At 70.1% G+C, this 13558-nt stretch carries 12 protein-coding genes; 9 read left to right on the top strand and 3 right to left on the bottom strand.

The window, feature by feature from the left end:
* Positions 1–347 precede the first annotated feature (347 nt).
* Positions 348–2933 (top strand): alpha-glucan family phosphorylase, encoded by a 2586-nt coding sequence (glgP, locus tag AC2VON_RS01315; protein ID WP_486951330.1) that lies wholly within the window; start codon positions 348–350, stop codon positions 2931–2933.
* 10 nt (positions 2934–2943) lie between these two features.
* Here glgP and AC2VON_RS01310 read toward each other — a convergent pair whose 3' ends face one another.
* Together AC2VON_RS01310 and AC2VON_RS01305 are read right to left on the bottom strand one after the other, a co-directional pair.
* Positions 2944–4980, bottom strand: a complete 2037-nt coding sequence (locus AC2VON_RS01310) for an ATP-dependent DNA helicase (RefSeq protein WP_369737659.1) — start codon at positions 4978–4980, stop codon at positions 2944–2946.
* A gap of 9 nt (positions 4981–4989) precedes the next feature.
* Positions 4990–6297 carry a nicotinate phosphoribosyltransferase gene (locus AC2VON_RS01305; protein ID WP_369737660.1) on the bottom strand — a complete coding sequence of 436 codons (1308 nt, stop codon included), beginning with the start codon at positions 6295–6297 and terminating at the stop codon, positions 4990–4992.
* A 67-nt stretch (positions 6298–6364) separates the two neighbouring features.
* Between AC2VON_RS01305 and clpS the strand changes: the two genes are divergently transcribed.
* The 8 genes from clpS (at position 6365) to AC2VON_RS01265 (ending at position 12213) form a co-directional block, all read left to right on the top strand.
* Positions 6365–6670: an ATP-dependent Clp protease adapter ClpS gene (gene clpS / locus AC2VON_RS01300; protein WP_369737661.1), complete on the top strand. Its 306-nt coding sequence runs from the start codon at positions 6365–6367 to the stop codon at positions 6668–6670.
* Positions 6671–6686: 16 nt separating this feature from the next.
* The gene (gene aosR / locus AC2VON_RS01295; RefSeq protein ID WP_369737662.1) at positions 6687–7274 is read left to right on the top strand and encodes an oxidative stress transcriptional regulator AosR; all 588 of its coding nucleotides are present in this window, start codon (positions 6687–6689) and stop codon (positions 7272–7274) included.
* Between the two features lie 11 nt (positions 7275–7285).
* The gene (locus AC2VON_RS01290; RefSeq protein WP_369741494.1) at positions 7286–8329 is read left to right on the top strand and encodes a P1 family peptidase; all 1044 of its coding nucleotides are present in this window, start codon (positions 7286–7288) and stop codon (positions 8327–8329) included.
* A 4-nt stretch (positions 8330–8333) separates the two neighbouring features.
* Positions 8334–9011 (top strand): rhomboid family intramembrane serine protease, encoded by a 678-nt coding sequence (locus AC2VON_RS01285; protein ID WP_486951329.1) that lies wholly within the window; start codon positions 8334–8336, stop codon positions 9009–9011.
* Positions 9008–9835 (top strand): glutamate racemase, encoded by an 828-nt coding sequence (gene murI / locus AC2VON_RS01280; protein ID WP_369737664.1) that lies wholly within the window; start codon positions 9008–9010, stop codon positions 9833–9835. Before AC2VON_RS01285 ends, murI begins: the two co-directional genes overlap by 4 nt.
* Positions 9836–9920: 85 nt before the next feature.
* Positions 9921–10703 (top strand): cyclic nucleotide-degrading phosphodiesterase, encoded by a 783-nt coding sequence (locus AC2VON_RS01275; RefSeq protein WP_369737665.1) that lies wholly within the window; start codon positions 9921–9923, stop codon positions 10701–10703.
* A gap of 34 nt (positions 10704–10737) precedes the next feature.
* Positions 10738–11517, top strand: a complete 780-nt coding sequence (rph, locus tag AC2VON_RS01270) for a ribonuclease PH (protein ID WP_486951328.1) — start codon at positions 10738–10740, stop codon at positions 11515–11517.
* A 96-nt stretch (positions 11518–11613) separates the two neighbouring features.
* Positions 11614–12213: a DUF4395 family protein gene (locus tag AC2VON_RS01265; RefSeq protein ID WP_486951327.1), complete on the top strand. Its 600-nt coding sequence runs from the start codon at positions 11614–11616 to the stop codon at positions 12211–12213.
* A gap of 12 nt (positions 12214–12225) precedes the next feature.
* Here the strand turns inward: AC2VON_RS01265 and AC2VON_RS01260 are convergent, their stop codons facing one another.
* Positions 12226–13326 carry a ferritin-like domain-containing protein gene (locus AC2VON_RS01260; RefSeq protein ID WP_428900719.1) on the bottom strand — a complete coding sequence of 367 codons (1101 nt, stop codon included), beginning with the start codon at positions 13324–13326 and terminating at the stop codon, positions 12226–12228.
* Between the last annotated feature and the right edge of the window lie 232 nt (positions 13327–13558).

Below are 13558 nucleotides of genomic sequence, written 5' to 3'. Positions count from 1 at the left end.
CCGCCCGCTGCTCGGGCGGATTCGTCGCCGGGGGATTCAATCTGCCCGGCTCCTCCTCCGCCCGCTGCTCGGGCGGATTCGTCGCCGGGGGATTCAATCTGCCCGGCTCGTCGGCGGCCCGCGGTAGTGGCCGGGGCCGTTCCGGTTGTGCGGCACGACCGCGGGGTCCCTCGTCGCGGAATGCCTTTCGTGCGGGAAAACTCGTTTCGTGGGGGACCACGCCTGGAAAGTCTCGCCGCGCCCCCATTACTTCCCGATACCCACCCTAGGGTCCGGCCACACCACTGAAGGTAAACGCTGGGTTAGTAGCGCTGCACCGGTTGGCAGCCTCAGTAAGGTAAGGACGTGTGAAAGCCCTCCGCCGCTTTACCGTCCGTGCTCATCTACCCGAGCGCCTGGTCGCGCTGGAACAGCTCTCCACCAACCTGAGGTGGTCGTGGGACAAGCCGACACAGGACCTGTTCGCCACCATCGACCCGACGCTGTGGGCCCAGTGCGGCTCCGATCCGGTTGCGCTGCTGGGGGCGGTGAGCCCCGCCCGGCTTGACGAATTGGCCGTCGACGAGGGATTTCTCAGTCGGCTCGACGCCCTGGCCGCCGACCTGCGCGACTACCTGAGCCGTCCGCTCTGGTACCAGCAGCAGCAGGACAACGGGGTGGCGATGCCGACGGCGATCGCCTACTTCTCGATGGAGTTCGGCGTCGCCGAGGTGTTGCCCAACTACTCGGGCGGGTTGGGGATCCTGGCCGGCGACCACCTGAAGTCCGCCTCCGATCTGGGGGTGCCGTTGGTGGCCGTGGGCCTCTATTACCGCTCCGGATACTTCCGGCAGTCGCTGACCGCCGACGGCTGGCAGATGGAGACCTACCCGTCGCTGGACCCGCAGGGGTTGCCGCTGCGGCTGCTCACCGACACCAGCACCGGCGATCCGGTGCTGGTGGAGCTGGACCTGCCCGACTCGGCGCAGTTGCGAGCCCGGGTCTGGGTCGCGCAGGTCGGTCGCGTTCCGCTGCTGCTGCTGGATTCCGACGTGCCCGAGAACGAACACGAGCTGCGCGGCGTCACCGACCGCCTCTACGGGGGCGACCAGGAACACCGCATCAAACAGGAGATCCTGGCCGGCGTCGGCGGGGTGCGGGCGATCCGCGCGTTCACGGCCAACGCGGGCCTGCCCGCGCCCGAGGTATTCCACATGAACGAGGGGCACGCGGGCTTCCTCGGTGCGGAGCGCATCCGTGAGCTGGTCACCGACTCGGGACTGGACTTCGACACCGCGCTGACCGTCGTCCGCTCCAGCACGGTGTTCACCACCCACACCCCGGTGCCCGCCGGAATCGACCGGTTCCCGCTAGAGATGGTGCAGCGCTACTTCGACGACCAACGCGAGGCGACGTTGCTGCCGGGCCTGCCGACCGCCCGGATTCTCGAACTGGGCGCCGAGGCCGACCCGGCCAAGTTCAACATGGCCCACATGGGCCTGCGGCTGGCCCAGCGCGCCAACGGCGTCTCCCTGCTACACGGGCGGGTGAGCCGCGCCATGTTCAGCGAGCTGTGGCCCGGGTTCGACCGGGGCGAGGTCCCGATCGGCTCGATCACCAACGGCGTGCACGCACCCACCTGGGCCGCGCCGCAGTGGCTGGAGTTGGGTCGCGAGCTGGCCGGCTCGGACTCGCTGAGCGAACCCACGGTCTGGCAGCGGCTGCAGCAGGTCGACCCCGGCCACCTGTGGTGGATCCGCTCCCAGTTGCGTTCGCTGCTGGTCGAGGACGTGCGGGCGCGGCTGCGCCGGTCGTGGCGGGAGCGCGGCGCGGCCGACGCCGAGCTGGCCTGGATCGGGACGGCCTTCGACCCGGACGTGCTGACCATCGGGTTCGCCCGGCGGGTGCCGACCTACAAGCGGCTGACCCTGATGCTGCGCGATCCCGACCGGCTGGAACGACTGCTGCTCGACGAGGAGCGGCCGATCCAGCTGATCGTGGCCGGGAAGTCCCACCCCGCCGACGACGGCGGCAAGGCGCTGATCCAGCAGGTCGTGCGCTTCGCCGACCGCCCGCAGGTGCGCCACCGCATCGCCTTCCTGCCCGACTACGACATGTCGATGGCCCGGCTGCTGTATTGGGGCTGCGATGTCTGGCTCAACAACCCGCTGCGTCCCCTGGAGGCGTGCGGCACCTCCGGGATGAAGAGCGCGCTGAACGGCGGACTGAACCTGTCCATCCGCGACGGCTGGTGGGACGAGTGGTACGACGGCGAAAACGGCTGGGAGATACCGTCGGCCACGGGGCTGGCCGACGAGGTGCGCCGCGACGACCTGGAGGCCAACGCGCTCTACACGCTGCTCGAAGAGGCGGTGGCACCGAAGTTCTACGAGCGCGACCAACACGGGGTGCCGCCGCGGTGGGTCGAGATGGTGCGCCACACCCTGCAGACGCTGGGGCCCAAAGTGCTGGCCTCCCGAATGGTGCGGGACTACGTCGAGCAGTACTACATGCCCGCGGCGCAGTCGCTGCGCAAGACCATCGGCGGCGAGAAGCCCTTCGGCGCCGCGCGGGAGCTGGCCGTCTACCGTCGGCGCGTCGAGGAGGCGTGGCCCAAGATCGAGGTCACCGACGTCGACAGCACCGGCCTGCCGGACACCCCGCTGCTCGGGTCGAAGCTGACCCTGACCGCGACCGTGCGGCTGGGCGGACTGCGGCCCGACGAGGTGGCCGTGCAGGCGGTGCTCGGCCGGGTGGACTCCAGCGACGTGTTGCAGGACCCGGTGACGGTCGACATGCCGCACACCGGCAGCGCCGACGGCGGGAAAGCGGTGTTCGCGACGACGACGCCACTGCCGATGGCCGGTGCGGTCGGATACACGGTGCGGGTGCTGCCCCGCCATCCGATGCTCGCCGGCAGCGCCGAGCTCGGTCTGGTGGCCCTGGCCGGATGACCGCCTACGGTCAGGCCGGCACGCCGTCGGGCGCGGTGCGTAGCCGCTCCAGCGCCCCCCGCACCTGGGCGGCATCGGTTGTCGGCCAGAACGGCGGCAGCGAGGCCCGCAGGTAGGCGCCGTAGCCGGCCGTGACCATTCGAGAGTCGAGTACGGCGACGACGCCGCGGTCGGTCACCCGACGCAGCAGCCGGCCGGACCCCTGTGCCAGCAGCAACGCCGCGTGGCTGGCGGCCACCGCCATGAAACCGTTGCCGCCGCGGGCGGCGACGGCCCGCTGCCGCGCGCCCAGCAGGGGATCGTCCGGCCGGGGAAAGGGGATGCGGTCGATCAGCACCAGCGACAGCGACGGGCCCGGCACGTCGACGCCCTGCCACAGCGACAGCGTGCCGAACAGCGAGGTCTCCGGGTCGGCGCTGAAACGTTCGACCAGCGCCGAGGTGCTGTCGTCGCCCTGACACAACACCGGTGTCGACAACCGTTCGCGCATGGCCTCGGCGGCGGCCCGGGCGGCCCGCATCGACGAGAACAGCCCCAGTGTGCGCCCGCCGGCGGCGGTGATGAGCTCGGCGATCTCGGTGAGCTGCTCGGCCGACCCGGTGCCGTCGCGACCGGGCGGCGGCAGGTGGGCGGCGACGTAGAGGATTCCCGCTTTGGCGTGCTCGAACGGCGACCCGACGTCGAGACCCCGCCATTTGGGCCACGTCGGATCGCCGCCGGGCTCCGATCCGGTCAGGCCCCACGCGGCCGCCATTGCGTCGAAGGACCCGCCGACCGTCAGCGTCGCCGACGTCAACACGGTCGTCGACCGTGAGAAAACCCGGTCGCGCAGCAGGCCGGAGACCGACAGCGGCGCCACGCGCAGCACGGGCCGCGGCGAACCCCGGTTGTCCTCGTGCTCCAGCCAGACCACGTCGGTCCGATCCGGGATGGCCGGAGCGAACGAGACAAGGATGCGAGACGCGGTGTCGAATATCTCGCCGAGCGCGGCGACCGCCTCGGCACGGGCCGATGCCGCTCCGGGGTCAGCCCGCACCGGGCCGGTGGCGTCGATCGCCGAGCGTGCCGCGCTCGCCGCGTCGCGCAGCGCCGTCAGGTAGGTCGCGAGCTCGTCGTCGAGTCGGTCGATGCGGCCGGGCCGCGCGTCGTGGATCGCGGCGGCGAGGTTGGCGGTGGCCGCCTCCAACCGCTGGGTCAGTTCCGGACCGACCATCCGGGCGATCCGGCGCGTGGCCGCCCCGAGGGTGGCCGGGGTCAGCTCCGCGGTGGCCACCGACGTCACCCGGTCGACCAACTCGTGCGCCTCGTCGACCACCAGCAGCGCGTGCTCCGGCAGCACCGCCGATTCGGCGACGGCGTCGATGGCCAGCAGCGCGTGGTTGGTGACCACAATGTCGACGCCGCCGGCGCGGCCACGCGCCCGTTCCGAGAAGCATTCGCCGCCGAAGGGGCAGCGAGCCACGCCGATGCATTCGCGCGCGGAGACGCTGACCTGCGACCAGGACCGGTCGGGAACGCCGGGCCGCAGGTCGTCGCGGTCGCCCGAGTCGGTCGTCGACGCCCAGGCGGTGAGCCGCTGCAAGTCGCGACCCAGCGAGGTCGCGGCCACCGGATCGAAGAGCTCCTCCTGCGGTCTGTCCTCAGGCTCGCCGTCGATGGCGCTTCCATTGTGGATTTTGTTCAGGCACAGGTAGTTTCGCCGGCCCTTCAGCAGCGCGAACCGCGGCGCGCGGGGCAGCGTCCGGGCCAGCGACTCGGCCAGCCGCGGCAGGTCGCGGTCGACGAGCTGACGTTGCAGGGCGATCGTGGCCGTGGACACGACGACGGGCGATTCGTCGCTGACGGCGCGGACGATCGCGGGGACCAGATACGCCAGCGACTTACCGGTGCCGGTGCCGGCCTGCACGGCCAGGTGCTCGCCGGTATCGAAGGCGCGCGCCACCGCGACGGCCATCTCGAGCTGGCCTTGGCGTTCACTGCCGCCGAGCCCGGCCACCGCGGCGGCCAGCAGCTCCGGCACGCTCGGGCAGGCGTCGGAGGTGGTCACTGTTCGCGCTCAGGCCGGGATCTGGCTGGTGGGGATCGCCGGATCGCCGGGCGCCAATGCCAGCCCCTCCCACGGCAGGCTGCGCAGGCCGGCCGCGGCCAGCTTGCGTGCGGGGGCCAGGGCGCAGGCGCCCGTTTCCGCGACGACGCGGCCGCCGCGGACCAGGGGAGTGGTCAGGGGCCGGGACGGTTCGCCCACCGTGGGCGGGCGTCCGGCCGGGTGTACGACCTCCTCGGTGACGATGCCGCTCGGACGCGACAGGCGCAGCGCCTCTTTGCGGCCGCCGTGCGATTCCTTGTGGGTGCTGCGCTTCTGCACCGGCATGCCGTCCACTTCGACGAGCTTGTACACCATGTACGCGGTCGGGGCGCCCGCGCCGGTCACCAGCGAGGTACCGACGCCGTAGCTGTCGACGGGCTCGGCGCGCAACGCGGCGATGGAGAACTCGTCGAGGTCGCCGGACACCACGATCCGCGTCCGGCCGGCGCCCAGCTCGTCGAGCTGGGCACGCGCCTGGCGGGCGAGCACGCCCAGCTCGCCGGAGTCGATCCGGACCGCGCCCAGCGACGTGCCGGCGGCCGCCACGGCGTTGGCCACGCCGGCCGTCACGTCGTAGGTGTCCACCAGCAGCGTGGTGTCGACGCCCAGTGCCCGGACCTGGGCGCGGAACGCGGCCGGCTCGTCAGGTCCGTCCTGCGTGGTGTGCAGCATGGTGAACGCGTGCGCGGCGGTGCCCTCGGTGGGGATTCCGTATCGCCGCTGGGCCTCCAGGTTGGAGGTGGCGGCGAAGCCGACGATGTAGGCGGCACGGGCCGCGGCGATCGCGGCGTGCTCGTGGGTCCGGCGCGATCCCATCTCGATCAGCGGACGTCCGCCGGCGGCGCTGACCATCCGCGCGGCCGCCGACGCGACCGCGGTGTCGTGGTTGAAGATCGACAACGCCAGCGTTTCGAGCACCACGCATTCGGCGAAGCTGCCCGTGACCGAGAGCACGGGCGACCCGGGAAAGTACAGCTCCCCTTCCGCATAGCCGTCGATGTCGCCGCCGAACCGGAAGTCCCGCAGGTAGCCGACCGTGTCGGGATCGAGGAATTCGGCGAGCAGCCGGCACTGGTCGTCGTCGAAGCTGAAGTGCGGCAACGCTTCCAGCAGGCGCCCGGTTCCGGCGACCACGCCGTAGCGGCGCCCCGGCGGAAGCTTGCGCGCGAACAGCTCGAAGGTGGTCCGTCGCGCGGCGGTGCCGTCGCGCAGCGCCGCCGCCAGCATCGTCAACTCGTACTTGTCGGTCAACAGCCCAGCGGGGACCGGGTCGATCATTCCGTTACGGTATCCGCCCCCGTGCGGGGTTCGGTATTCAGATGCGGGGCTCGCTATCCTGGGAGCCATGGTTGTTGCGTCAGCGCCCACCAAACCGGGCACTACCGGACAACGCGAGGCTGACCCCGTCGACGTGACGGCCAGTCCATGGGTCACGATCGTGTGGGACGACCCGGTCAACCTGATGACCTATGTCACGTATGTGTTCCAGAAGTTGTTCGGTTACAGCGAGCCACACGCCACCAAGCTGATGCTTCAGGTGCACAACGAGGGCAAGGCGGTGGTGTCGGCGGGCAGCCGGGAGTCGATGGAAGCCGACGTATCCAAACTGCACGCCGCGGGGTTATGGGCGACCCTGCAGCAGGACCGGTGAGGGCACCCGATTCCCTGTGCGCAAATGGAAGCGCGTCGAGACCCCCGAGGGTCCTCGCTTTCGGTCCTCCCTGGCCACCCACGAGGCCGAGTTGCTCCGAAACCTCGTCAGCGCGATGATCGGCCTGCTCGACGAGCGCGAATCCTCCGCTCCGGCAGACGAACTCGAAGAGATCACCGGCATGAAGACCGGGAACTCCGAGCCGCCGCACGATCCGACGCTGCGCCGCCTGCTGCCTGACTTCTACCGGGCCGACGCCGAGGACGAGCCCTCGCCCGAGGTTCCCGAAGACCTGAACGCCGCGCTGCGCAGCCTGCATGAGCCGGAGATCATCGATGCCAAACGCGTTGCAGCGCAACAGTTGTTGAAGACCATCCCGGCCCGGGCCGGCAAGTTCGAGCTGACCGAGGACGAGGCGAACGCCTGGGTCTCGGCGGTCAATGACATCCGGCTGACGCTGGGCGTGATGCTCGACATCGGGCCGCAAGGCCCCGATCGCCTGCCGCCCGACCACCCGTTGGCCTCCCACTTCGACGTCTACCAGTGGCTGACGGTCCTGCAGGAATACCTGGTCCTGGTGCTGATGGGTCCCCGGTCAACTTGACGGCGCCGCCGCTGGGCTCCATCGCCGACGTCGGAGGCGTCCGCGTCGGCCACCACCACCGCTTGGATCCCGACGCGTCGCCGGGCGCCGGATGGGCCAGCGGCGTCACCGTGGTTCTCACCCCGCCCGGGACCGTCGGCGCGGTCGACTGCCGCGGTGGCGCACCGGGCACCCGGGAAACCGATCTGCTCGATCCCGCCAACACCGTGCGCTTCGTCGACGCGGTGCTGCTCGCCGGTGGCAGCGCCTACGGCCTGGCCGCCGCCGACGGCGTCATGCGCTGGCTGGAGGAACGCGGACGCGGTGTCGCGATGGAGGGCGGGGTGGTGCCCATCGTGCCCGGTGCGGTGATCTTCGATCTCCCGGTGGGCGGCTGGGACCGCCGGCCGACGGCCGACTTCGGCTATGCGGCGTGTGAGGCCGCCCGGGGTGGTGAGGCGGTGCCGGCGGTCGGCACGGTCGGCGCGGGGGTCGGGGCGCGGGCCGGGGTGCTCAAAGGCGGCGTCGGGACGGCCTCGACGACGCTGCCGTCCGGCGTGACCGTCGGCGCGATCGTCGTGGTGAACTCCGCGGGCGATGTCGCCGACCGGGCCACCGGCCTGCCCTGGATGGCGGACCTGATCCGCGAGTTCGCGCTGCGGCCGCCGCCGCCCGAACAGGTCGAGGCGTTCGCGCTGCTGCCGCCCAAGCTGAGCCCGCTGGACAATCCTCTCAACACGACGATCGGCGTCGTGGCGACCGACGCCGCGCTCAGCCCGGCGGCCTGCCGGCGCCTCGCCACCGCCGCCCAGGACGGCCTGGCCCGCGCGGTGCGCCCGGCGCACACCCCGCTGGACGGCGACACGGTGTTCGCGCTGGCCACCGGCGCCCTCGAGGTACCGCTCGCGGCTGATACGCCCGCCGCCTTCTCCCCGGAGGCGGGGCTGGTCAGCGAGCTGGGCGCCGCGGCCGCCGATTGCGTGGCGCGGGCGGTGCTGGCCGGTGTGCTCGGTGCCGAGTCGGTGGCCGGAATACCGACCTACCACGGCATGTTGCCCGGAGCGTTCGGCCGATGAGGGGATGCGCATGACTAGACGAGGGGGAAGGTCGGGCACCCCGGCGCCTCGGGAGGCGTCGCGGCCGGCGTGGATGGTCGGCGCGGCCACGATCCTCACCTTCGTGGCGCTGCTCTACCTCGTCGAACTGATCGACCAGCTGACGCGGCACTCGCTGGACTCCAACGGCATCAGGCCGCTGCAGGCCGACGGCCTGTGGGGCATCGTGTTCGCTCCGGTCTTGCACGCCGGCTGGGAACACCTGATGGCCAACACCGTGCCGCTGTTGGTGCTGGGATTCCTCATGACGCTGTTCGGGTTGTCGCGCTTCGTCTGGGCCACCGCGATCGTCTGGATCGTGGGCAGGTTCGGTACCTGGCTGATCGGCGACCTGGGCAGCAGCTGCGGCCCCACCGACCACATCGGGGCCTCGGGCCTGATCTTCGGGTGGCTGGCCTTTCTGCTCGTGTTCGGGATATTCGTGCGCCGGGTGTGGGACATCATCATCGGCCTGGTGGTCTTGTTGGTCTACGGCGGCATCCTGCTCGGCGCCATGCCGGTGCTGGGCAGGTGCGGCGGCGTGTCGTGGCAGGGCCACCTGTGCGGAGCGGTCGCCGGCGTGGTGGCCGCCTACGCGTTGTCCGCCCCGGAGCGCAAGGCACGTGCCGTCAAGAAGGCCTCGACCCAGCGGCGCAGCGCGTGATCTCGTCCCTGGCTCCCATCGGGATCTTCGATTCCGGTGTCGGCGGGCTGACGGTGGCCCGGGCCATCATCGACCAGCTGCCCGACGAGGACATCATCTACGTCGGCGACACCGCGCACGGCCCCTACGGGCCGCTCCCCATTCCCGAGATCCGCGCGCACGCGCTCGCGATCGGCGACGACCTGGTCGACCGCGGCGTCAAGGCGCTGGTGATCGCCTGCAACACGGCCTCGGCGGCATGCCTGCGCGATGCGCGCGAACGCTACGCCGTGCCCGTCGTCGAGGTGATCCTGCCGGCGGTGCGGCGTGCGGTCGCCACCACCCGCAACGGCCGCATCGGGGTGATCGGGACGCAGGCGACCATCGCCTCGCACGCGTACCAGGACGCCTTCGCCGCCGCCCGCGACGCCGAGATCACCGCGGTGGCCTGCCCGCGTTTCGTGGACTTCGTGGAGCGCGGGGTCACCAGCGGACGTCAGGTGCTGGGGCTGGCCGAGGGCTACCTGGAGCCGTTGCAGCGCGCCGGGGTCGACACGCTGGTGCTGGGTTGCACGCACTACCCGCTGCTGTCCGGGTTGATCCAGCTGGCGATGGGTGACACCGTGACGCTCGTCTCGAGCGCGGAGGAAACCGCCAAGGAGGTGCTTCGGGTGCTCACCGAACGAGACTTGTTGCGCCCGCACCCCGAGCGTCCCGGCGCGCCGCCGGCGAGCCGGGTGTTCGAGGCCACCGGCGACCCCGAGGCGTTCACCAAACTCGCGGCGCGGTTCCTGGGTCCGTCGGTGACGGGGGTGCGGCCGCTTCGCCACCCGTCCGAGCGCTAGCGTCCGAGCGCCGATGGCGAGGGAGATTCTGGTCACATAAATGCGGCCATGTTTTCGTCATGGTAGTACCGGGCATGGCACAGTAGTGTCCGTGCGAATCACCGTGCTCGGCTGCTCAGGCAGCGTGGTGGGCCCGGATTCGCCTGCGTCGGGCTACCTGCTCCGCGCGCCGGACACCCCGCCGCTGGTGCTCGACTTCGGCGGCGGCGTGTTGGGTGCGTTGCAGCGCTACGCCGATCCCAGTTCGGTACACGTGCTGCTGTCGCACCTGCACGCCGACCACTGCCTGGACATGCCGGGACTGTTCGTCTGGCGCCGGTACCACCCGATCCGCCCCGAAGGCAAGGCGATGCTGTACGGCCCCAGCGATACCTGGTCGCGGTTGGGGGCGGCGTCCTCACCCTACGGCGGCGAGATCGACGACTGCTCCGACATTTTCGACGTCCGCCACTGGGTCGACGGCGAACCCGTGACGTTCGGCGCACTGACGGTGGTGCCACGGGTGGTGGCTCACCCGTGCGAGTCGTACGGGTTGCGGGTCACCGACCCCACCGGCGCGTCGTTCGTCTACAGCGGCGACACCGGCGTCTGCGACCAGCTCGTCGAACTCGCGCGCGATGCGGACGTGTTCCTCTGCGAGGCCTCCTGGACGCATTCGCCGGACCGCCCGCCCGCGTTGCACCTGTCGGGCACCGAGGCCGGCAGGGCCGCGGCGCAGGCCGGCGTGCGGGAGCTGTTGCTGACGCACATCCCACCGTGGACCTCGCGGGAGGACGTGATCAGCGAGGCCAAGGCCGAGTTCGACGGCCCGGTGCACGCCGTCGTGTGCGGCGAGACGTTCGACATCCGCCGCTCCGAACGGGTCTGAGCGCCCGGCCGCAGGCTTGGCTTAGGGTTGGTGAGTGTCCAAACGAGAAGACGGTCGCCTCGATGACGAGCTTCGCCCCGTGGTCATCACCCGGGGGTTCACCGACCATCCGGCGGGTTCGGTCCTGATCGAATTCGGCCACACCAAGGTCATGTGCACCGCCAGCGTCACCGACGGCGTCCCGCGCTGGCGCAAGGGGTCCGGCCTGGGATGGCTCACCGCGGAATACGCGATGCTGCCCTCGGCGACGCACACCCGCTCCGATCGTGAATCGGTGAAGGGCCGACTGTCCGGGCGCACCCAGGAGATCAGCCGGCTGATCGGCCGGTCACTGCGGGCCTGCATCGACCTCGCCGCGTTGGGGGAGAACACCGTCGCCGTCGACTGCGACGTCCTGCAGGCCGACGGCGGGACGCGCACCGCGGCCATCACGGGCGCCTACGTCGCGCTGGCCGACGCGGTGACCTACCTCTCGGCGGCGGGCAAGCTGTCGGATCCGCGGCCGTTGTCGTGTGCCATCGCGGCCTGCAGCGTCGGGGTGGTCGACGGCCGTATCCGGGTGGACCTGCCCTACGAGGAGGATTCGCGCGCCGAGGTCGACATGAACGTCGTGGCCACCGACACCGGGACGTTGGTCGAGGTTCAGGGCACCGGTGAGGGTGCGACGTTCCCGCGGTCGACGCTGGACAAACTGCTCGACGCGGCACTGGGCGCCTGCGACACGTTGTTCGCCGCGCAGCGCGAGGCCCTGGCGCTGCCCTACCCGGGCGTGCTGCCCGAGGGCCCGCCACCGTCGAAGTCGTTCGGCAGTTGACCCGACGGCTGGTGTTCTGTGGTGGTTGTTCGCGGCGAGCGTGGTCGGTGAGCGTCGCCGTGGTCAATGCTTCGCCCTGTCTTTAGGATCGGGTTCATGGTTATTCAGCGAGTCCCACTCGAGCATGCTTTTCTCAACCAGCCGTGGTGGGCAATGGGACAGGTGACGCGCGAACATGCGGAGCCGCGCGTCAACGAAATCGCGACCCGCGCCAGGGCGGGTTTGCTGAACGTCATCTCGGCTGTCACGATCGCGTTACTGCTCTTGCGTCCGGAAACCGATCCGGTGATCGTTGTCGGTCCGCTGGTGCTTTTCGACATGCTGGTCGCGGCGGTCAGCGGATTGACCCCATTCAGCCCCACCGGCATTCTGGGCACGGCGTTGACGATGGGCATTCGCCCGGTCTGGAAGCCGACGCGGCCGAAACGGTTCGCGTGGTTGCTCGGTGCCGCCCTGGCCGCGACGTGTCTCGCCATGCGCTTGTTGGGTGCGTCTCCCGTGGCGATGGCGGCTGTTGTCGCGGTCTGTTTTGTTCTCACCTGGTCGGAGGCGACGCTGGGGTTCTGCGTGGGCTGCTACATGCACAAATTGATCTGGGGTTGCGAAGACTGCGAAGTTCCCTACGACAGGAAAATCACGGCACGACCGGTGCTGACCCACGACAGTGCGCCGCTGAACCAGGAAAGTCGCGCGTAGGCCTCACGCGGCTCAGCCGGCGCCCGCCGCGATCACCTGCTCCACCTCGAGTGCCCGGTCGGCCATCTCGGCGTGCGCCTTGTCCAAAGCGTCAGCCTGATCCTCGTCGGCCTTCATCAGCGCCTCGATGTCGAAGCCGGCCATGTCGATAACGCCCATGTCTTTGAAGGCTTTCTGCACCTTGTCGCCCCACAACCCGATGTCCTTGACGATCGGCACAATGCGGCTGAACAGGTGCGAGCGGAACTGGATCATCAGCGGCGACGTGTCGACCCACTCGGCGCACGCTTTGACGTCCAGGCCGAGCGTTTCGAAGACCTCCTCGCCGCGGAACCGGTCGCGCATCAGGTAACAGGCGTCCACGACGAACTCCTCACGCTCGTCGCGCTCGGCCTCGGTCAGCGCGGAGTAGTAATCCTTCAGCGAGATCCGGCCGAAGGCGACATGCCGGGCCTCGTCCTGCATCACGTAGGCCAGCAACTGCTTGGCCAGCGAGTCCGGCGGAGCCATGTCGCGCAGCACCCCGAAGGCAGCCAGCGCGAGCCCTTCGATGAGGACCTGCATGCCGAGGTAGGGCATGTCCCAGCGCGAGTCGCGCAGGGTGTCGTCCAGCAGCGCGGTCAGGTTCTTGTTGATCGGGTAGACCATGTCGACCTTGTCCTGCAGGAACCGCGAGAACGCCTCGACGTGCCGCGCCTCGTCCATGGTCTGGGTGGCCGCGTAGAACTTCGCGTCCAGGTCCGGGACGACCTCGACGATCTTGGCCGAGCACACCATCGCCCCCTGCTCGCCGTGCAGGAACTGCGAGAACTGCCAGGCCTGGAAATGCTGGCGCATCTCGGCGCGACGTGGTTCGTCGGCGGCGTCCCACATCGGGCTGCCGAACAGCGGATGGAACTCGTCGGGCAACCCGACCGGGTTCTGGGGATCGACGTCTTGTGCCCAGTCGATGCGTGACTGGGCATCCCATTGCTTGTCCTTCCCCTTCTGGTACAGGGAGAGGAGCCGGGCGCGCCCCTCGTCGTACTCCCACGTGAAGCGCGCGTCGCCGGCGCTGGGGACCTGCCACGAATACGGTTCGGGCACGTTTGTGTACTTGTCCCTCGTGGTCATGAGCTTCCGCCTCTCTGCCGGGTGTGACCAGTGGTCATATGACCAGTATCACATTGCATCGTGTTCCCCGTCGCCGTCAATGCCTATGAACTTGATAAGTCTCTGTTGCCCGGATCGGCGCCTCGCCGAACCGGGCTGGTGGCGGAGGTCGCGGCAGCGGCTACGGCTAACTTGTTGTCGTGGACAACGATGGTTCGGGTGGCCGGCTTCTGGTCGCCAGCCGCAACCCCAA

The organism is Mycobacterium sp. TH-M82 (assembly GCF_057473605.1).
This window is presented reverse-complemented; position numbering and strand designations above follow the sequence as displayed.